The sequence below is a fragment of the uncultured Arthrobacter sp. genome, from assembly GCF_947495145.1.
Classification (GTDB): domain Bacteria; phylum Actinomycetota; class Actinomycetes; order Actinomycetales; family Micrococcaceae; genus Arthrobacter_D.
Genome location: NZ_CANLXP010000006.1, coordinates 100,218 through 119,323, shown reverse-complemented (window position 1 = coordinate 119,323; position 19,106 = coordinate 100,218). Strand labels below are relative to the sequence as shown.

20 protein-coding genes are annotated in these 19,106 nt (G+C 62.6%); 9 read left to right on the top strand and 11 right to left on the bottom strand.

Annotation, left to right across the window (positions count from 1 at the left end; all coding sequences use genetic code 11):
* Nucleotides 1-23: 23 nt before the first annotated feature.
* Complete coding sequence (locus Q0877_RS06455) at nucleotides 24-239, bottom strand: hypothetical protein (RefSeq protein ID WP_299166562.1); 216 nt, start codon at nucleotides 237-239, stop codon at nucleotides 24-26.
* Nucleotides 240-332: 93 nt separating this feature from the next.
* Nucleotides 333-2,033: a phosphoenolpyruvate--protein phosphotransferase gene (ptsP, locus tag Q0877_RS06450; protein WP_299166561.1), complete on the bottom strand. Its 1,701-nt coding sequence runs from the start codon at nucleotides 2,031-2,033 to the stop codon at nucleotides 333-335.
* Nucleotides 2,034-2,099: 66 nt separating this feature from the next.
* On the opposite strand from ptsP, the gene Q0877_RS06445 reads away from it, so the two are divergent.
* Genes Q0877_RS06445 through Q0877_RS06435 form a run of 3 tightly spaced genes read left to right on the top strand, consistent with a single transcriptional unit; the run spans nucleotide 2,100 to nucleotide 6,140 of the window.
* Nucleotides 2,100-2,828 carry a TetR/AcrR family transcriptional regulator gene (locus Q0877_RS06445; RefSeq protein WP_299166560.1) on the top strand — a complete coding sequence of 243 codons (729 nt, stop codon included), beginning with the start codon at nucleotides 2,100-2,102 and terminating at the stop codon, nucleotides 2,826-2,828.
* 58 nt (nucleotides 2,829-2,886) lie between these two features.
* The gene (locus Q0877_RS06440) at nucleotides 2,887-4,989 is read left to right on the top strand and encodes a PTS mannitol transporter subunit IICBA (protein WP_299166559.1); all 2,103 of its coding nucleotides are present in this window, start codon (nucleotides 2,887-2,889) and stop codon (nucleotides 4,987-4,989) included.
* A complete protein-coding gene (locus Q0877_RS06435; RefSeq protein ID WP_299166558.1) occupies nucleotides 4,989-6,140 on the top strand; it encodes a mannitol-1-phosphate 5-dehydrogenase in 1,152 nt (383 codons plus the stop codon). The genes Q0877_RS06440 and Q0877_RS06435 overlap by 1 nt, the downstream gene beginning before the upstream one ends.
* 78 nt (nucleotides 6,141-6,218) lie before the next feature.
* On the opposite strand, the gene Q0877_RS06430 is transcribed toward Q0877_RS06435, so the two are convergent.
* Together Q0877_RS06430 and Q0877_RS06425 are read right to left on the bottom strand one after the other, a co-directional pair.
* Nucleotides 6,219-6,692, bottom strand: coding sequence for a cupin domain-containing protein (locus Q0877_RS06430; RefSeq protein WP_299166557.1), 474 nt, complete (start codon nucleotides 6,690-6,692; stop codon nucleotides 6,219-6,221).
* Between the two features lie 96 nt (nucleotides 6,693-6,788).
* On the bottom strand, nucleotides 6,789-7,901 hold the full coding sequence (locus tag Q0877_RS06425; protein WP_299166556.1) for a spore photoproduct lyase family protein: 1,113 nt from the start codon (nucleotides 7,899-7,901) through the stop codon (nucleotides 6,789-6,791).
* A gap of 210 nt (nucleotides 7,902-8,111) precedes the next feature.
* Between Q0877_RS06425 and Q0877_RS06420 the strand changes: the two genes are divergently transcribed.
* Nucleotides 8,112-9,194 carry a TerC family protein gene (locus Q0877_RS06420; protein ID WP_299166555.1) on the top strand — a complete coding sequence of 361 codons (1,083 nt, stop codon included), beginning with the start codon at nucleotides 8,112-8,114 and terminating at the stop codon, nucleotides 9,192-9,194.
* Nucleotides 9,195-9,287: 93 nt separating this feature from the next.
* Here the strand turns inward: Q0877_RS06420 and Q0877_RS06415 are convergent, their stop codons facing one another.
* From Q0877_RS06415 to Q0877_RS06400, 4 genes are all read right to left on the bottom strand, one after another.
* Nucleotides 9,288-9,470, bottom strand: a complete 183-nt coding sequence (locus Q0877_RS06415) for a hypothetical protein (protein WP_299166554.1) — start codon at nucleotides 9,468-9,470, stop codon at nucleotides 9,288-9,290.
* Nucleotides 9,471-9,517: 47 nt separating this feature from the next.
* Nucleotides 9,518-10,189, bottom strand: a complete 672-nt coding sequence (locus tag Q0877_RS06410) for a YrzE family protein (protein WP_299166553.1) — start codon at nucleotides 10,187-10,189, stop codon at nucleotides 9,518-9,520.
* Between the two features lie 55 nt (nucleotides 10,190-10,244).
* Nucleotides 10,245-11,081 carry a PRC and DUF2382 domain-containing protein gene (locus Q0877_RS06405; RefSeq protein ID WP_299166552.1) on the bottom strand — a complete coding sequence of 279 codons (837 nt, stop codon included), beginning with the start codon at nucleotides 11,079-11,081 and terminating at the stop codon, nucleotides 10,245-10,247.
* A 61-nt stretch (nucleotides 11,082-11,142) separates the two neighbouring features.
* Entirely contained in the window at nucleotides 11,143-11,907 is a 765-nt protein-coding gene (locus Q0877_RS06400) for a mechanosensitive ion channel family protein (RefSeq protein WP_299166551.1), read from the bottom strand.
* 374 nt (nucleotides 11,908-12,281) lie between these two features.
* Between Q0877_RS06400 and Q0877_RS06395 the strand changes: the two genes are divergently transcribed.
* A complete protein-coding gene (locus Q0877_RS06395; protein WP_299166550.1) occupies nucleotides 12,282-13,034 on the top strand; it encodes a GAF and ANTAR domain-containing protein in 753 nt (250 codons plus the stop codon).
* 40 nt (nucleotides 13,035-13,074) lie between these two features.
* On the opposite strand, the gene Q0877_RS06390 is transcribed toward Q0877_RS06395, so the two are convergent.
* Nucleotides 13,075-13,824: a GAF domain-containing protein gene (locus Q0877_RS06390; RefSeq protein WP_299166549.1), complete on the bottom strand. Its 750-nt coding sequence runs from the start codon at nucleotides 13,822-13,824 to the stop codon at nucleotides 13,075-13,077.
* A gap of 117 nt (nucleotides 13,825-13,941) precedes the next feature.
* Complete coding sequence (locus tag Q0877_RS06385) at nucleotides 13,942-14,799, bottom strand: DUF72 domain-containing protein (protein WP_299166548.1); 858 nt, start codon at nucleotides 14,797-14,799, stop codon at nucleotides 13,942-13,944.
* 201 nt (nucleotides 14,800-15,000) lie between these two features.
* On the opposite strand from Q0877_RS06385, the gene Q0877_RS06380 reads away from it, so the two are divergent.
* The 3 genes from Q0877_RS06380 to Q0877_RS06370 all read left to right on the top strand — a co-directional run bounded on the left by Q0877_RS06380 (nucleotide 15,001) and on the right by Q0877_RS06370 (nucleotide 17,018).
* Nucleotides 15,001-15,228: a hypothetical protein gene (locus tag Q0877_RS06380; protein ID WP_299166547.1), complete on the top strand. Its 228-nt coding sequence runs from the start codon at nucleotides 15,001-15,003 to the stop codon at nucleotides 15,226-15,228.
* A gap of 47 nt (nucleotides 15,229-15,275) precedes the next feature.
* Nucleotides 15,276-15,569: a hypothetical protein gene (locus Q0877_RS06375; RefSeq protein ID WP_299166546.1), complete on the top strand. Its 294-nt coding sequence runs from the start codon at nucleotides 15,276-15,278 to the stop codon at nucleotides 15,567-15,569.
* Nucleotides 15,570-15,728: 159 nt separating this feature from the next.
* The gene (locus tag Q0877_RS06370; protein ID WP_299166545.1) at nucleotides 15,729-17,018 is read left to right on the top strand and encodes an adenylosuccinate synthase; all 1,290 of its coding nucleotides are present in this window, start codon (nucleotides 15,729-15,731) and stop codon (nucleotides 17,016-17,018) included.
* 133 nt (nucleotides 17,019-17,151) lie between these two features.
* Here the strand turns inward: Q0877_RS06370 and Q0877_RS06365 are convergent, their stop codons facing one another.
* Nucleotides 17,152-17,889, bottom strand: a complete 738-nt coding sequence (locus tag Q0877_RS06365) for a SurA N-terminal domain-containing protein (protein WP_299166544.1) — start codon at nucleotides 17,887-17,889, stop codon at nucleotides 17,152-17,154.
* Between the two features lie 101 nt (nucleotides 17,890-17,990).
* On the opposite strand from Q0877_RS06365, the gene Q0877_RS06360 reads away from it, so the two are divergent.
* Complete coding sequence (locus Q0877_RS06360; RefSeq protein ID WP_299166543.1) at nucleotides 17,991-19,103, top strand: alanine racemase; 1,113 nt, start codon at nucleotides 17,991-17,993, stop codon at nucleotides 19,101-19,103.
* Nucleotides 19,104-19,106 lie beyond the last annotated feature (3 nt).

Here is a 19,106-nt window from a genome sequence, read left to right as displayed (position 1 = left end):
CCGTCGGGCTGACGGCGCTGCGTTCACTCTCCGCGCTGCTCGTCTTCCTCGTTGACGGGCCGGTCATCATCTGCGGTCTCCGTTGCCGCGCCCGACGGCGTTGCCCCGCCCTCGCCGGTCCAGTCGCCCTGGTTACTGGCGTCGGCTGCGGGATCGGACTGGACGTCCGGATCGACCTGCGGCTTGCCCGGCAGGTCCTCGTTGATTTCCTGCGGCTCGTCCGACGTGCTCTCGCTCATGGTCTCTCCTCGCGCTTGTTCCAATAGCTGGTACCTGAGTCCTATGCCCCGGCGACGGTCGGCGTCAAGGCCGCCACCGGGGCACGCGGCAGGTCAGAGACCAAGTTCGTCCAGCACGGAGAGCTTCCCGCGCACCGAATTCCGAGCCTCCTCGGCAGTGCGCGCGGACAGGGCCAGATTCGCCAGTTCCTGCGCCTGCTCCAGTGTCACGGTCTTCAACACGGCCGCCACCGCAGCCAGTGAGCGGGCGGTCATGGACAGCGTGGTGACGCCAAGACCCACCAGCACGACGGCGAGCGCAGGATCCGCTGCTGCCTCACCGCACACTCCCACCGGTTTGGCATTACGTTCTGCGGCTGCGCCTTCCGTCGCCGCGCCTTCCGCTGACAGGTGAACCAGCCGCAACACGGCCGGCTGCCAGGGTGTGTTGAGGGCGGCAAGAGGGCCCAGCTGGCGGTCCGCCGCCATGGCGTACTGGGTTAGGTCGTTGGTGCCGAGGCTCGCGAAGGACACTTCGCGCAGAATGGCATCCGCCGTCAGGGCGGCAGATGGCACTTCGACCATCACGCCGGGTGTCTTCAGGCCAGCCTCGGTGCACATCGAGGCGAAGTGTGCGGCCTCGTCCGCCGTCGAAATCATCGGCGCCATGACCCACACATCTGCTTCCGACTGGTCAGCAGCGCGCGCGATTGCTTCGAGCTGGCGCTTCAGCACGCCGGGGGAGGTGAGGTCGGTGCGATAGCCACGGACGCCGAGTGCGGGGTTGGGCTCGGTCGCGTCCGTGAGGAAGGGGAGCGGCTTGTCAGCACCGGCGTCGAGCGTTCGAAGAACCACCTTCTTGCCGGGGAACGCATCAAAGACGCCCTGGTAGGCAGCTGCCTGCTCATCGACGGTTGGCTCACTGTCCCGCTCAAGGAAGCAGAACTCGGTTCGGAACAGGCCGACCCCTTCTGCGCCCAGCGCGGCCGCCGCCACCGCGTCTTTCGCTCCGCCCACATTAGCGAGGAGGGGGACCAGGTGGCCGTCCGCCGTCGTGCCCTGGCCGTCGAAGTCAGCCAGCAGCGAGGCCGTTTCCGCCCACCCAGCAGCGGCCGTGCGCTCAGTATCACCGGGTTCAACGACGATAGCGCCAGCCGCGCCGTCAACGTATACCTCCGCGCTGTCGGGCAGCTCGTCGACGCCGGTTGCCGCCACTACGGCAGGCAGCCCGAGGGAGCGGGCGATGATCGCGGTGTGTGATTGCGGGCCGCCACCGGAGGTGACCAGGGCAATCACGATAGCGGGATCGAGGGTGGCGGTATCGGCCGGAGCGAGGTCCTCGGCTACGAGGACAAACGGCGTGGCGGAGGCGGGGATGCCGGGTGCCGACTGTCCGCGCAGCTCGGCGACGACGCGGGAACGGACGTCGAGGACGTCGGTTGCGCGCTCCGCCATGTAGCCGCCGAGGTTGTGGAGCATCTCCGAAACGGAGGCGGCGGATTCCCAGACCGCCCGCTGGTTCGAGGTGCCCTTCGCGATCAGCTTGCCGGCGCCTTTCAGGAGCATGGTGTCCTTGGCCATCAGTGCCGTTGCCTCCAGGACTGCCTTACCGTCTCCGGTTGCGCGCTCGGCGCGTGCCTTGAGCTCGTCATGGACCGCAGTGGCCGCTTGCTTCAGCTGCGCCGTCGCGTCCTCTGCGCTTACGCCCTCCGGCAACTGCTCTCCTGCGGGCGGTTCACTGACGGGTTTGGGCATCTGGCGGACCGGTCCGATCACTCGACCGGGGCTGACGCCTACTCCTTGGAAGTTCTGCACTGGAGGTCCTCGTTTTCCTTGTGACGCAGTTCATATAGCGTTGCTATAGGTGCTAGGCTAGCGGCCATGAGTTTCGAAGGCCAGCCACCGGCGAAGATGAGACTGCTGCGTGCAGCCGCAGAACTGCTGGCCAACTCTGCTGGAGCTCCCGTCTCCACCCGCCAGATCACCCAACTGGCGGGGGTGAGCGCGCCCACCCTGTACCACCACTTCGGTGACAAGGAGGGCTTGTTCGATGCGGTGGTTTCAGCTGGTTTCGAGGAGTATGTGGCGGGCGAAAGGGATTTCGCCCCGTCCGGGCAGCCGCTGGAAGACATCAAGCGGATGTGGGACAACCACGTGCAATTCGGGCTCAACCAGCCGGAGCTCTATTTGGTGATGTTCGGCAATATCCGTCCGGAAAGCCGCCCCGCCATCGTCGCGGATGCCGAGGCGCTGATGGAGGAGATGTTGAACAAGGCAGCTGCTGCCGGCCAGTTGAGCGTTCAGCCGCGGGAGGCGGCCAGGAGCATCCTGGCGGCCAACGTGGGAGTGACGCTCATGCTGATCGCAGAAGCTGTCGCTGACCGGAACCTCGATCTGTCCACCATGACCCGGGACGCCATGATTTTTGCGGTGGCCTCGGACCAGGCGGAACAGGGCGCTGGCGAGGCGTCTGGGAAATCGTCGGTCGTGGTGGCTGCAATTGCGTTGAACGCTGCACTGCAGGCGTCCCACTCCGACCAGCTTTCCAGCTCCGAACTCAAGCTCTTCCTTGAGTGGCTCCACCGGATCTCCACCAGCCCCAGCACTTAGCGCTCCACATCTATCGGACCATCCCGCGCAGGCGCGGGACTCACGGTTAGGAAATCACATGGCAACAGAGACAGCTGCGAAGCCGCGAAGCGGTATGAGGGTCGGCGTCCAGAAATTCGGCACGTTCCTCTCCGGCATGATCATGCCCAACATCGGGGCGTTCATTGCCTGGGGCCTCATCACCGCTCTCTTCATTGAAGCGGGCTGGCTGCCGGTTCCGGAACTCGGCGGTTTCGGCACCGACGCGGAAGGGAACCCGAATACCGGCCTGGTCGGCCCCATGATCACCTACCTGTTGCCGCTCCTGATCGCCTACACCGGCGGCCGGATGGTCTATGACGTCCGCGGCGGCGTCGTGGGCGCCATCGGCACCATGGGCGTGATCGTTGGCGCAGGCATCCCCATGTTCATCGGCGCCATGATCATGGGCCCGCTCGGCGGCTGGACCATGAAGAAGATCGACAAGATCTGGGACGGCAAGATCAAGCCGGGCTTCGAAATGCTCGTGAACAACTTCTCCGCCGGCATCTGGGGCGCAGCGCTGGCGCTGGTCGGATTCTACGGGATCTCGCCGCTGGTCGAAGCGTTCAGCACGGCTGCCGGGAACGTTGTGCAGTTCCTGGTGAACAACGGGCTCCTTCCGCTGACCAGCATCTTCATTGAGCCCGCCAAGGTGCTCTTCCTGAACAATGCCATCAATCACGGCGTACTCACCCCGCTGGGTGTCCAGCAGTCGCTCGAAGAGGGCAAGTCGATCCTCTTCCTCCTCGAAGCCAATCCCGGCCCGGGCCTCGGCATCCTGCTGGCGTACATGTTCTTCGGACGCGGTGCCGCCAAGGCATCGGCGCCGGGAGCTGCGATCATCCACTTCCTCGGCGGCATCCACGAAATCTACTTCCCCTACGTGCTGATGCGTCCGCTCCTGATCCTCGCCGCGATTGCCGGCGGCATGACCGGAATCGCCACCCTCGCAGTCACCAACGCAGGTCTGGTTGCTCCGGCAGCCCCGGGCTCGATCATCGCCGTGCTCGCGCAGACAGCCCGCGACAGCTACTTCGGTGTGGTCCTGTCAGTTCTTCTCGCGACGGCGGTGTCCTTCCTGGTTGCTTCAGTGATCCTGAAGACCGCAAAGCGCAAGGACGACGACGGCGATGAGGACGGTCTCGCGGCCGCCACCTCCCGGATGGAATCCATGAAGGGCAAGAAGAGCTCGGTTGCTTCGTCCCTGACCGGCGGCGGAAACGTAGCAGTGATGTCCGGCCCGATCCAGAACATCGTCTTTGCCTGCGACGCCGGGATGGGCTCAAGCGCAATGGGAGCGTCGGTGCTGCGGAACAAGATCAAGGCGGCCGGCTACCCGGACGTCAAGGTGACCAATGCGTCGATCGCGAACCTGCGGAATGATTATGACGTCGTGGTGACCCACCAGGACCTGACGGAGCGGGCCAGGCCCGCCACCTCAAGCGCCGTGCACGTCTCTGTGGACAACTTCATGAACAGTCCGCGGTATGAGGAGATCGTGGAGTTGGTCAAGGAAAGCCGCAGCGAACAGGCGGGAACGGATGCCGGTGCCGGTGTTTCTGCAGGTCCTGACGCCGACGCCGGCTCCTTCGGCGGAGCGCACGCCTCGGAGCCGCATGCCGGCGGAACCGCATTGGACGCCGATGCCGCGGGAACTGCTTCCGGCGCGCATAGAGCCGGGACCGCGGCCCAGAGTGACGCAGCGCCGTCGGACATTCTGGTTGCCGAAAGCGTTGTGCTCAACGGGTCTTCCACCTCCCGAGACGCGGCGATCGACGAGGCAGGGCAGCTGCTGCTGGCCCGCGATGCGGTGGATGAGGGCTACCTCCGGGCGATGCACGAGCGTGAGGAATCCGTGTCCACCTACATGGGCAGCTTCCTTGCCATCCCGCACGGCACCAACGCTGCCAAGGATCACATCCGCAAATCGGCGGTGTCGTTCGTCCGGTACCCCGAGGGAATTGACTGGAACGGCAAGGAGGTCAAGTTCGTAGTCGGCGTGGCCGGTGTGAACAACGAGCACCTGCACATCCTGTCCTCCATCGCGAAGGTCTTCACAGACAAGGCGCAGGTGGCTCAACTCGAGGCCGCAACCTCGGCTGACGAGATCCTCGAAATCTTCCGGAAGGTCAACGCATAGTGAAGGCAGTTCATTTCGGAGCAGGGAACATCGGGCGCGGCTTTGTTGGGTTGCTCCTCCATCAGGCCGGCTATGAGGTGGTGTTCGCGGATGTCGCGGACGCTCTCATCAGCGAGCTGGCGCGCGCGGACAGCTACCGTGTCCACGAGGTCGGTGAGCAGCCGGCGGTGCACGTTGTCGACAACTTCAGGGCGGTGAACTCGAATACCGAGGAGAACCGACTGGTTGAGGAGATCGCCACCGCTGACATCGTGACAACCGCGGTGGGGCCGCACATCCTGAAGTTCGTCGCTCCGGTCATCGCCAAGGGGATCGCGGCCCGCGCAGATGATTCGGCGCCTCTGCAGGTCATGGCGTGCGAGAACGCGATCAACGCGACGGACATCCTGCGGGAAGCGATCGAGGGTTCCTGGGACTCAGTGGTCGGTCCGCTCGCAGAGCGTGCAGTGTTCGCCAACACGGCCGTGGACCGGATTGTTCCGAACCAGGAACCCGGGCAGGGGCTCGACGTCACGGTGGAGACGTTCTACGAGTGGGTGATCGACCGCACGCCCTTCGGGGACAACGCGCCGGTGATTCCCGGAGCACTCTTTGTGGACCGGCTCGGGCCGTACATTGAGCGCAAGTTGTTCACCGTCAACACCGGGCATGCAACCACGGCCTACTTCGGTTACCAGGCAGGGCTGAAGAAGATTTCCGACGCCATGGCTGATCCCCAGGTTGCTGCCGATGTCCGTGCGGTGTTGGAGGAGACCAAACAGCTGCTGGTAGACAAGCATGGGTTCGACTCCGGCGAGCAGGAAGCCTACGTGCAGAAGATCCTGGGCCGCTTCACCAACCCGTACCTGCCGGACACGGTGAACCGGGTGGGCAGGGCGCCGCTGCGGAAGCTCAGCCGACATGAGCGCTTTATCGGTCCCGCAGCTGAACTTGCCGAGCGGGGCACCCGCCCCGAGGCGCTGCTGAAGGCGATCGCATCCGCGGTGCGTTTCGATGATGCCGCTGACACCGAAGCGGTTGAGCTGCAGCAACTCCTTCGGTCCACAGAGGCAGCCGAAGCTACGAAACAGATCACCGGGCTCTCATCGGATCATCCGTTGTTCCCGGATGTGCTGAAGCTTGTGGAGGAACGTCAGGGCGCGCTGGTCTGATTTCTGAGCAAAGCGAAACGGCGCCGTACCCCACCAGGGGTGCGGCGCCGTCATCGTTCTTCTTGGAAGGGTGCTGACTCAGGCGCTCTCTTCACCCTTGGTGTCGACTTCCTCGACCCAGCTCGGCGGCTCGTCCTTGCCCTGGTCCTCGTCCTTCTCGGCGTCCTCCGGGGTGTTCTGGACGATGCCCTGCGCGTGATGGGTGGGCGCGTAGATGGTGTAAAGGCGGAGCGGCTCGTCACCGGTGTTCTCGACGTCATGCCAGGTTCCGGCCGGCACCTGGATGCTCCAGCCGTCCTCGACGTCCTTCTGGTAGGAGAGGTCGTCCTTCGAGGGGCCCATCTTCACGCGGCCCTTCCCTGCATCAATGCGCAGGAACTGGTCGGTGCCGTGATGCACCTCGAGGCCGATTGCGCCGCCCGACTCGATTGACATGAGCGTTACCTGGAGGTGCTTGCCCGTCCAGGCGACGCGGCGGTAGGCGGCGTTTTCGGTTGTGGCGCTCTCGATGTCGAACGCGTTTGGGTTCGGTCCGTTGTCAGTAATGTCCATGACTTCATCCTTGACTATCTCGCCGGGGATCGCCAGCGTGAGAAGCGCTTCGCACCCCGATCCGGGAGGGCGGTGAGGAGGCACGGGTGGTTCGGTTCAGGTCCAATAGAGAAGCCGGGCAGCCGGCAGGCGCCGCTCCAGCTCCTCCGTGAACCACTCGCGCATCTCCGACATGGTCTGCTTCGGGTACACGTACTTGATTCCGCCGAACTTTGAGCGCTTTTGGCTGCGTGCACCTTCATCCATTTCGAGCTTGGTCCTGGGATACCAGCCCAGCAGCACCTCCTTGCTCGCCGGGGTGAAGCGGTGCGTGATGATCTCGGCGGTCAGGTCGAGGTCGCCGATCCCGGCAACCGACTCGGAAACGTCGTCCAATAGCGCGCCATACTGTTCCCGCCAACCGGGTATCGGCATGATGGGGGCAATCGTCAGGCCCACTCGGTAGCCTGCCGTCGCCACCGTACGCAGCGCCGAGAGCCGCGCCGGCATACGTGCGGTCCCGCCTTCGAAACGATTTGCCACTTCCGCAGCATTGACCGAGAAACGGATTCGCGTCTTGCGCGCATGATCGAGCGTCGCCAACTCACCGACGTCGTCGAACTTTGTGGTGAACCGTAGCGATACGTCGCTTCCGAACTCACCGGCGCCGACGCGGGAGATCGCGGCCGCGAGTGAACCGGTCACGCTCTCGATTCCGAGTGGGTCGGTGTAGCAGGACAGTTCGAACGTCGTACCTTCGCCACCACGCTCGAGGGTGCCGCTGGTAACTGAACCTCTGCCGGCGTGGGTGCGTACGCCGTCCAGTACGTCGTCGATGTTGGCGTACACGCGGGTGACCGGCGGGCCCTGCAGGGAGCCGGCGAGGTAACAGTACTGGCAGTGCGCGGGGCAACCCTTGGCAAGGTCGATCCGCCAGTCCGCGCTAGGCGGGATCGGCTGCGGCTTGAGGGCGCTCGGAGGGGCGACGACGACCGCAAGGGTGTTCTTCGCGGATGCGTAGGTTTCGCGCTCGGTAGCACCGCGCAGACCTGTCAGAGCGTTGCCGGGCAGGAAGCGGATATCTTCGACTCCGGCGCGCTCGCAGCGTTGAAGAATGTCTGCCGTGTGGGGGAGATCGGCTGCGGCCCGCGTGACCAGCACGTGCTTCGGAATCCACAGGCGCGTAGGAGAAATAGCGGTCAGATCCAGATCCTGGTATGCCGTTGTCATCACTGTGTATAACAACGCGAAGGGCCGGTGTGTTCCGCCCGTCGAAGTGTCTAGTGGGTTATGATTTTCCTATCAAGGGGAGTACTCCCGTCTGTGATTGGCCCGTCATTACGGATGCACTGATGCATCTCGGGTTGTCAGTCCCGGCGTCGTCCGGGCGGAGGAGACCTTGGCGTATCTGTTCAACGCCTACCCTTGGGAGCACCTCCTATGCAGGTCACACCTTTCATCTGGCTCGTCACGATCGCAGTGACGATCCTGTTTTTCGTTTACGAGTTCTTCGCCCACGTGCGTAAACCCCACGAGCCGTCCATCGCAGAATCGGCGCGTTGGTCGGCGTTCTACATCGGTCTGGCTCTGTTGTTCGGCGTGGGAATAGGCATGGTGTCGGGATGGACGTTCGGTGGCGAGTACTTCGCCGGCTACCTCACCGAGAAGGCACTGTCGGTCGACAACCTGTTCGTCTTCCTCATCGTGATGGCCGGATTTGCCGTCCCGAAGAAATACCAGCAGAAGGTGCTGATGATCGGGATCATCATCGCCCTGATCCTGCGCGGCGGGTTCATCGCCATCGGAGCGGCCCTGATCGAGAACTTTTCCTGGGTCTTCTATATCTTCGGTGCCTTGCTTCTCGTCCTGGCCTACCGGCAAGCTTTCGGCAGCCACGAGTCCAATCCGGCTAACGGTAAGTTCATGACACTCGTACGCCGGGTTCTGCCCGTCACTGACGAGTATCACCAGGACAGGCTCACCGTGATGCAGGGCGGAAAGCGCTTCGTCACGCCGATGCTGCTCACAATCATCGCGATCGGCTTCGTGGACCTGATCTTTGCCGTCGACTCGATCCCTGCGATCTACGGACTGACCAACGAGGCCTACATCGTCTTCACCGCCAACGCGTTCGCGCTCATGGGTCTGCGTCAGTTGTTCTTCCTCATCGGAGGTCTGCTCGAGCGTCTGGTCTACCTCGCCCAGGGACTGGGCGTCATCCTTGGCTTCATCGGCGTGAAACTCGTTTTTCACGCCCTGCACGTCAACGAGCTCCCATTCATCAACGGAGGGGAACCGCTGCTTTGGGTGCCCGAGATCCCCATCTGGTTCTCGCTGCTCTTCATTGCCGCCACCATCGTCGTTGCAACCGCCGCTAGCCTGCGCAAAACCCGCCGCGATGAGAAGAAGGACGACCGCGCACGCGTCCACGGCACACCGGTGATCGCCGCCGAACCACACGGCAGGGACGAAGAGACCGAGGTCGATGAAAGGATGACGTCCACCGCGGATAAGTCCAAGTAATTACTCGGCACCGCCCGGGTCAACGCTAGTGGCGGCGGTATGGTTTCACTGTTCCCGGCGGAACAACCGGCATTATTGACTATCTGGGGCGTGTCAGCCGCCGAACCCGCCGAGCTTGCCGAGTAGGTCCTGCGGGTTGATGCCGAACTTGTCAAGCATCCCCTTGTCCTGGTCGGTGTCGACCTGATCGGGGAGTTCCTGCTGTGCCTGGTCGGCTTTGTCGTGGTCTCCACGGTTCTTCAGCAGGTCAATAATTTGTTGCTTGTCAATATTCATGGTGTGCTGCCTCCTTCTTATTTGTTCAATGCTGTGGTTCGTTTGGCTTAGCGGTTATCCACCAGATTGGCTTTGTCTACCTTGCGGTGGAAGCGCATGCCGGCGAGTCCGCCGAGGATTGCACCGATGAGGGCAACGACGGCGGCGATGACCGCTGAGATGATTCCCGCAGTGGTCATGTTCTCCGCGTTGGGAATCTGCGGGAAGCTGTTCAGCTGGGCAAGGATGTTGAACTGGGACCCGGCGATCGCGCCGAGGATGCCCACGATGATCGCGATGACGATTGCCCACACCCACACGGCTACACCCTGCTTCATGCCGTTGAACCGCGCCATCCGCCCTGCGACGTATCCGCCGCAGTAGTATGCGACGAACAGGATTACAGCCAGAATGATGGCCCCGATAATGCCTGCTTGTTGTGGGTCTTGAGTGGCCTGGTTAGCGACGTCCGTGTTGGTCACGTTGCCCACCACAGCGCCCAGCGCTGCGGCCAGAGCGGTAAGGAGGACGGCGGTGCCGGTGGCCGTGAGCCAGCCGAAGAAAGCTGAGCCGATCTTGACGCCGCCGAACTCCTCTTTTTCCCGTTCCAGTAGATGATCTCGCTGGTCCCGGTCTACGTCCCGGTGCTTGTTGTGGTCTCGGTCCGCGTCTCGGCGATCGTTGTAATCCCCGTCGTTGTCGTCCGGCCCGCTGCGGGCCGAACCTGCGCTGGTGCTCATGATGACTCTCCTTAATGGTCAAGCCGGACGCCTTATGGCGTCCGGCCCGGTATCCTTAGCGGCGTTCGCCGCGGGTGGTATCGACGTCGTCGGTGTCGATTTGTTCCTTCCGGACTTCCTCGTTGACGGTCTGCTGTTCTGTCACGGTTTCCTTATCCAGGCGGACACGCTCAACCGGTACGGCTTCCTTTTCCACGACGGGGCGTTCCTCGTGGAGGGTGACCTCGTGCTCTTCCTCGCTGATCGCGGGCCCGTCCATCGCGTCACCGCGGTTAGCGTCGGTGATCGGCTCGCGCTCAATACGAACCTCTTCACGCTGCACGGGAACGGTCTCGGTGACGTTCTCTGTGACAACGAACTTCCGCAGCCGTGCCCTGCCGGCTTCGCGGCTTTCGGTGCCGACGCGGAGCTGCTCCTCGGAACGGGTCATAGCGTTATCGGTGGTGGGCCCGGAGGTGTCCCGGCCCACGACGCCTGGCTCTCCGGCATGGTCGGAGCGTTCATCTCCGGCCTGATATCCGGGCTGGCCCGCGTCACCGCCACCATAGGTTCCTGTATCGGTTCCACTTCCTGCACTGGAGAGGCCGTAGTAGCGGTAGAGCTCGTCCTCTTCCTGTTCGCTCAGGTGCCCGTCCGGTGCCACCCGGGGGGCATCCTTGACCTTGGACTTGTCATAGGCGACGCGGACGTCGTTGCCCTCTTGCGTTGCTCCTTCCAAAGGTGCAAAGGACTCGCTGGAGCCGAACAGACCGGTGTTGATGGTGACCCAACTGGGGTTGTTCGTCTGGTCATCGACATAGATCTGACCGACCTTCCCGATTTTGTCGCCGTCATTGTCGAGGACCTTGCCGCCGGCTTCAAGGATCTGAGAGATGTTGTTCTGGGAAATCATGATGTTCTCCTTTGTCAGTGATAGTTCGCTAATACTGAGGTGAGAGGGGTACTCACGGTCGTTAGATGCGGTGTGCACCGGATCCATCGTTGGTCTGGTTTCTGGCCTTTTCCTGCTGGGCTTTGCTCTTGAGCTGCTCTTTCGCCGAGGGTGAGCTCTGCGCTTCGGCTTTCACTCGCGGAGCCTCTTCCTCAGCCTTATTGAGGTAGGTCTCCCAGCGCTGGGACATTGGCTTGATCAGGCCACCACCGACGCCGACAATGATGACGCCGACGATGGCAGACAGTACGGCAATCAGGATCGGTGTGGTGACGGTGGTAGCGATCTCGACCTGATTCAAGGCAGCAATGATGCCGATGCCGAGGATGAAGATGCTGGCGATGTTCGCCAGGACCTTACCGTAGGAGAGCCCACCGAGGGTGCTCTGGATCAGGCTCTTGACCGCTGCCGCGATAGCAGCGGCGATGATCACGATGATGATCGCGACGATGATTTTCGGCAGGAACGCGATGATGCCACGCAACAGATCGCTGACCGGGTTAGGCCCGAAGACCCCAAAGGCGAATTGCAATACGAACAGCACGAGGGTGTAGTAGAGGATTTTCGCAATGATGTCGCTGGCATCCAGTGACGACTTTGCTAACGCCTTCTTCACCCCGCCGCGCTCGACGGCCTTATCGAACCCAACCCGTTCCAGCAGCTTATCCAGTGCCTTGGATATTGCTTTGGCGATCAGGAGTCCTACGATCAGGATGACTAGGAACAACAACAGCTTCGGAACGAATTCTACGACGGTGGCTAAGCCACTTCTGAGTGTTTCTTCCATGAATGCCTCCAGATTGAGTGAACATTTTCAGGCTTCGACGGCCCCCACACCGACCCTGTGTGATCTAACGGTAAGCACAAACATCCCTCAATGGGAAGCATGCTTATTACTAGGCAGCCTCATGAATCTGACACTCCGATACGGAGACGGCCGTTCAATAGCATTAGGCCGGCCCCGGTTGCTGCATGAGACGGGCGCCTAGGAAACTTCGAAGGTTGGTGCATGAAACCAGCGAGGCAGCGGTTCTCTTGGTCACGTGGTGGATTGATATGAACAAGTTTTATCAATGTGTTTCACTTTGATTACGAGTGCGGAGCACTCACTTACGATGCGGCGACTTTCGCTGCAAGACAGTAGAACGGTCGCGCGCCTTTATGCCGGATGAACAGGAATTAGCTCACGAAGTTGAGCAGGACAGCGTGGTCGCCATGCTCCAGGACAAGGTTCTGGAAAGCGACGACGTCCAGATGTTCCTTGCGGGCATGGCCGACGTGGCGGCGAAATCCTTCACCGGCTCACACGGCGAGGTGTTCTGCGGGGTGACCCTTCTGCGGCCACAATCGATGGTGACAGTGGCCAGTAGCAGTGAAGAAGCGCAGCTCATGGATGAGGTCCAGTACGGCTTCGACGACGGCCCGTGCCTGCGTGCCGCACGGGAGGGCTATACCGTGAATATCCCTGACTTCCTGACTGAATCTCGCTTCCCCGAATACAGGGAAGCGATCGCAGCACACGGAATTCGCTCCGCCCTTGGGATACCCATCAAGCTCGATAAAGGCGCCAGCGCAGGGCTCGACTTCTACTCCACCAAGCCCAACATCTTCGACGACAAGGGCATCGCGGTCGCTGAGGGATTTGCACGGGAGGCGTCCCGGTCACTGCAGCTGGCGGTACGCATTGCTCACCTAACCGATGAGGCGCATCACCGCCAGATAGCGATGGAATCACGAACCGCCATCGATATGGCGGTGGGGGCGGTCATGGCGCAGAACCGGTGCGGCCAGGAGGAGGCAATTGCCATCCTGCGCCGGGCATCGTCTGCGCGGAACATCAAGCTCAGAGACCTCGCAACGCAGATCCTGTCATCGATAAGTCAGTCCGCCCCCATCCAGACCCATTTCACCTAGCCCGACCCGAACCGGTATCGCCATGGGATAGGCGCTGGGGTCAGGGGTCGATAATCTCCGCTTCGACGAGGCGGGCAAGACTCATCAGAAACCGCCCGTCCTCGACGGAAAAGTCGCGTGGGTTCTGGTCGATGACGCACAATGTGCCCACCGTCCATCCTCCGGGTCCCCTCAAGGGACATCCGGCGTAGAAGCGGATGAACGGCTCTCCAAGCACGAGTGGGTTCTCGCGGAATCTCTCGTCCTTGAGTGCATCCTTGATGATGAGCGGGCCTGCGTTGCGGACCGTCGTGTTGCAGAAAGTGATCTCATGCGGCAGATTCTGCTCAATTGCGCCGAGCACCGATTTGAGGAATAAGCGCCGGTCATCGAGCAAAGCGATGATTGACGAGCTGACCTTGAAGTGGGCCTTGGCCTGCTGCGTATACCGATCAAACCGGGTCTCCGGGATGGAGTCCAGTAAGCGGGTACGGTCCAACGCCGCCAAGCGTTCGCCTTCCTGCTCGTCGGCGCTGAACAGGAAGGCTCCTGCCGCGCCGAGCGGGCGCAGTGGGTCCCCCTTTGGGGCGTCGTTCTCTGCATCAATCGGCACACGGGTCTGCACCGTCGTCAGCTCAAGTAGCTCGTTTGCGGCTTGGGCAAGCAGGTTCCGCTCAAGAGGCGGCAATGACAGTAGGCCCTTCAAATAGCTTTGAACCTCGAACGTCGAGATGCCTCCACCAAGCCCGTAGTAACGGATCCATAGATCCTCAAGGCTCAGCTTCGCCTCAGACAAGGCCGTAGACGTCATCTCGATCTGCACTTGCCCGTTCAACGTACCTCCAGAGCAAATTCAATTAACGACCCAGCAGCACCGATCAGTAGGAAGCATGAGGTCTGGGATGACAAGCGTGCTGATCATCCCAGCCTAGACGCTTTTCCTCCCCAGCCGCTCCGCCAAGCCGATGGCGTTGAATGGGGCGTGGACCTTCACATCGTTGTCGAAGTACACGTAGACCTCGCGGCCGCGCCCGTCCGGGCACGTGCGCCCGGACAGCCAGCCCTCGCATAGGGCCGCCCACTCGTCCAGCTCCGGATCCGTGTAGCCGCTGGTGTAGAGCTCGGTGCTGCCGTGCAACCGCACATAGACGACGCCGCCGGTCACCTCCCGGAACTGCGGCCACTTCTCGGCCGAGTCGGCCACCACCAGCCCGACGCCGTGACGCCGCAATACTTCGAGGCTTTCCTCGCTCCCGAAACTCTCGTGCCGCGGCTCGAGCACGTGCTGAATCGGCCGATCGGCGTCGGTGGTGATCCAATCGCGGTCCTTGAGGCGCTCGTCGTGGCCGCGGGCGAGCGAGGCGGCCGCCGTCGTCGTTCTGGGTAGCTGGGAAAAGAAGGTGTCCAGGAGCTCCGGATCGAAGCGGCGGGTGGCAGGCAGCTGCCAGAGAACCGGGCCCAGCTTCTCACCGAGGGCGAGGACGCCGGAGGCGAAGAAGTTCGCGAGCGCGGTTTCCGCGTTGCGCAGTCCGAGCATGTGGGTGATGTACCGGGGGCCCTTGACGGAGAACCGGAAGCCGTCCGGCACGGTGTCGCGCCAGCGGACAAAGCTGTCCCGGTGCTGGAGGGAGTAGAAGGTTCCATTGATTTCGATGGTGTCGAGCTGCGACGCGGCGTATTCAAGCTCGAGGCGCTGCGGAAGGCCGGTCGGGTAGAAGGACTTCCGCCAGGGGGCATACCGCCAACCGGAGATGCCGATGCGGGCGCGAGGCTGGGAATCCAACATGGCCGAACGCTACCGCGCACGGCGCTTGCGGCACCAGCAGCCTCGACGGTTGGCAGAGGCAATTGTCCTTGTTGGGGGAGCCGCGGCGGGCGTGAAATGCAGTCCTCAGTTCACTGTTGGGGGCCGACGTGAAAGGAGTCGGAGACACCCTTACCTCTACCTCCGCCGCGACCCGGTCGCCTCCAAGAGAAGCTGAAGACCATGAGTTCCGCCCTACCCCGTGTTGAGCTGCGTACGTCCTATTCCCCGCCGCGCATCGCGCTTTATGCCGTCGGTGCCACGGCAGCCTGGATACTGTCTGTCTCAATCGGCGCAGCGCTCGAAGTCGACGCCGGAGTCGCGAAGATCGCGCTGATTGTTCACACCATCTCGCTGGTCGCGGCGTTCGGTGCTGTGCTGCTGGTGGACTGGGTGGTTACCTGTGGCTGATCTCCCGGCGGAAGCTGGTCGAGACCAGCCGGATAGAGTCTGCCGCCATGCCCATCATCTGGGGTGGACTGGCCGGGCTGCTCGTCACCGGTGCCCTGATCAATCCGGCCATGGACAATCCACTGACCGTTATCAAAGTCTCAGCGGTTCTGGTGCTGATGCTCAACGGGATCCTCCTCATCCCCTGCATGCGCCGGCTCAACTCGATGCCGGCGGGAACCCGGTTCGGCGACGTGCCGGGAGGGATGCGGGTTCACCTGCTGATCTGCCTCGCACTATCCCAGACGTGCTGGTGGACGGCGATGGTAGTCGGGTTCATCAACAGCTCCGATCTCTTCTAGCATCCCGGTTTCCGTTGTCCGCTAAACTTGGGTGGTAAGAGCCCCGGACTTCCTCCTGTGAATCAGATTGAAGCCTTGGGGCGTTCTCATGCACGGCGGCACCTTTTCGCGCGGCACGCGGCGCGCACCTGTTGCCGCCAAACAATGGGGGAGGATCCCATGCCAGCAATCGTGATTGTCGGAGCCCAGTGGGGCGATGAAGGCAAAGGCAAGGCCACAGACCTGCTCGGCGGGCGCGTTGACTACGTCGTGAAGCCGAACGGTGGCAACAACGCCGGGCACACCGTCGTCGTCGGCGGAGAGAAGTACGAGCTCAAGCTCCTTCCCGCCGGCATTCTCAGCCCCAATGCGGTGCCGATCATCGGCAACGGCTGCGTCATCAATCTCGAGGCGCTGTTCCAGGAGATCGACGGACTGGAGGCACGCGGCGCTGACACCTCGAAGCTGCGCGTTTCCGCCAACGCACACCTCGTTGCGCCGTACCACCAGGTCCTCGACAAGGTCACCGAACGCTTCCTCGGCAAGCGCGCCATCGGAACTACCGGCCGCGGCATCGGTCCGGCGTACATGGACAAGGTCGCGCGCCTCGGCATCCGGGTACAGGACGTCTTTGACGAGTCGATCCTTCGCCAGAAGGTGGAGGGTTCGCTGAAGCAAAAGAACGAACTCCTGCTGAAGGTGTACAACCGGCGCGATGTCGAGGTCGAGGAGATCGTCCAGTACTTCGTATCCTTCGCCGACCGGCTGCGCCCGCTGGTCATTGACTCCACGTACGTGCTCAACGAAGCGCTCGACGCCGGCAAGGTGGTCCTCATGGAGGGCGGCCAGGCCACCTTCCTCGACGTGGACCACGGCACCTACCCGTTCGTTACGTCATCGAACCCGACCGCGGGCGGAGCCTCCGTGGGTTCGGGCATCGGGCCCACCCGCATCAGCCGCGCCGTCGGCATCATTAAGGCGTACACCACTCGGGTGGGCGCGGGGCCGTTCCCCACCGAGTTGTTCGATGACATGGGCATCTACCTGCAAAAGACCGGCGGCGAGTTCGGCGTGAACACCGGCCGGCCGCGCCGCTGCGGCTGGTATGACGCCGTGCTGGCCCGCCATGCGGCGCGCGTTAACGGGTTCACGGATTACTTCGTGACCAAGCTCGATGTTCTGACCGGGATTGAGCAGATTCCGGTGTGCGTGGCCTACGACGTCGACGGCGTCCGTCACGATGAAATGCCCATGACGCAGACCGAGTTCCACCACGCCAAGCCGATCTTCGAGTACTTCGCCGGCTGGACCGAGGACATCACGGGTGCGCGGACCATCGAGGACCTGCCGGAGAACGCCCAGGCGTATGTGCGGGCGCTCGAGAAGATATCCGGCGCCCGGTTCTCGGCCATTGGCGTCGGTCCGGACCGCGACCAGACGATCGTGATCAACGACCTGATCGGCGGTTAGCTCCACTTATAAGTTTGGCCAGGTTCCCACTGCGGGGACCTGGCCATTTTTGTTACTCCGCTCGGTATCGACCGGGTGGAAATACCGTAGTTCTGCGCTCGCAGACGTTATTTCCACCCGGTCGATGGGAGTGTTAGAGATTGCTGACGACGTCGGCCTCTCCACGCAGCTTCTCCACCAGAGCGAGTGCCGCTTCGGACTTCTTCTGGTCCTTGACCTGCTGCTCCAGCTGGGGCTTCACTTCCTCGTACGGCGGAATCTCCCCACCCTGCGCGGCTGCGCCGGACGCCTTGGCCTCCTCGTAAGCGGCCTTCAGTTCCTCCTCGGTAGGCGCGGTGTCTCCGCTTTCCTCCGCGAGCAGTGCGTCAAGACGGACCTGCTGCTCGATCTGCGAGGTGGCGTCCTCCTTCGTGATGCCCTGCTCCTCTTCAAGCGCCGCGAAGAGCTCGTCGGCAGAGGCAAACTGGTTTGATGCAACCAGCTCATCCGTTGTTGCGGTGACCGCTTCCTCGCTGGCCTCGATCCCACGATTGTCAGCTTCCTGAATGAGGAGCTTATTGCCGATGAGATTGTCGAGCGTCTGCGTCTTCAGCTGTTCCTGGTCGACTTCCTGCCCGGTTACCTGGGACTGCATGGACATCTGCTGAAAGGCACCCTCATAGGAGGTAGTGAATTCTTCCTTGGTGATCTCGGTACCGTTGACGGTGGCGACGACCTCGGGAACCCCTTCAAGGTCAGGGGTGGGGGCTTCGGCCGGGGCGCTCGCTGCACTTTCGCTCGGTGCAGGCTCTGCCTCGGTGTTACCGGCGCAGCCAGTCGCGAAGGCGAGCGAGCCCGCCAGGACAACGCTCAAAAGCAACTTCTTCTTCACGGACTCTCCTCATGTTGATTACCGACGTGAAACTCTAGCAACCGTCGATGTGTGTCGGCTCGGCATCGGCTGAGTGGATGCTGGACGGTAGGATGCGCAAGATGCCGACCTTCAGCGCCGACCTGCACCTGACCAGTCTTCCGCAACTGCTGCTTGATGTGAATGCGATCGAGGCCAACATCGCGCTCAAGGAACAGTGGGCGGCGAAACACTCAATGGTTTTGGCTCCACACATCAAAACAACGATGACCCGCGAAATAATCCACCGGCAGCTCCCCGGTTCCTGGGGAGTAACGGTCGCGACGCCGGCGCAGGCAGCTCACGCCGTTGGGTGGGGCGCCCGGCGGATCCTCATCGCCAACGAGGTGGTTTTCCCGCCGCTGGTCTCGGAACTCCGCCGGCTGGTGGAGTTCAATCCCTCACTCGAGGTGTACTGCCTGGCTGACTCCTCGGCTGCCGTCTCAGCTCTCGCGCACGGATTCGAAGACACGGACCGACAGCTGTTCGTGCTGCTCGACGTCGGAATCCCGAGCGGGCGCACCGGTATCCGGTATGCCCAGGATGCTCCCGCTCTAGCTGCCGCAGTGCGGGATTCCCGTGGCCTCCGCCTCGCGGGTATCAGCGCCTACGAGGGAATCGCGCCCAACGTTCGAACACCCGAGAACCTGGCGGTGATCGACGCACACTGCCGGACGGCGATGGAGGTCTTCGCTACGCTGCGAGACCGGTTCGAGGTTGAGCAGCCGCTCTTCTCGGTGGGAGGCTCAGCCTTCCAGGACCGGGCTGCCGGGTTTCTCCCGGAAGGGTCCCTCAACGTTCTGCGCTCCGGTTGCTATGTCATTCACGACCACGGCACCTACGCGGACGTCTCCCCGCTGCCGGGTCTGCGGGCCGCCGCGGTGGTGCGCGCCGTCGTACTTTCCGTGCCGGAAGAGGGGCAGGCGATCCTGGGCGCCGGGAAGCGGGAGTTAGCGTACGACGCCGGTCTGCCCACCCTGGTGGCGCATCACCGGGACGGCAGTACGCTGGCTGAGCCGACCGGCGTCGTCGTGCGGCTTTTCGATCACCACGCGGTGGTGGAGAACTCCGGATCCCTTCAGGTGGGCGACACGGTTGACCTGGGCATTTCCCACCCGTGCTCGGTGTTTGACCGGTGGCGGACGGCGCTCGCAGTGCACGGCAATGCTACCGAGCTATGGCATCCGCAGTTTTGAGTG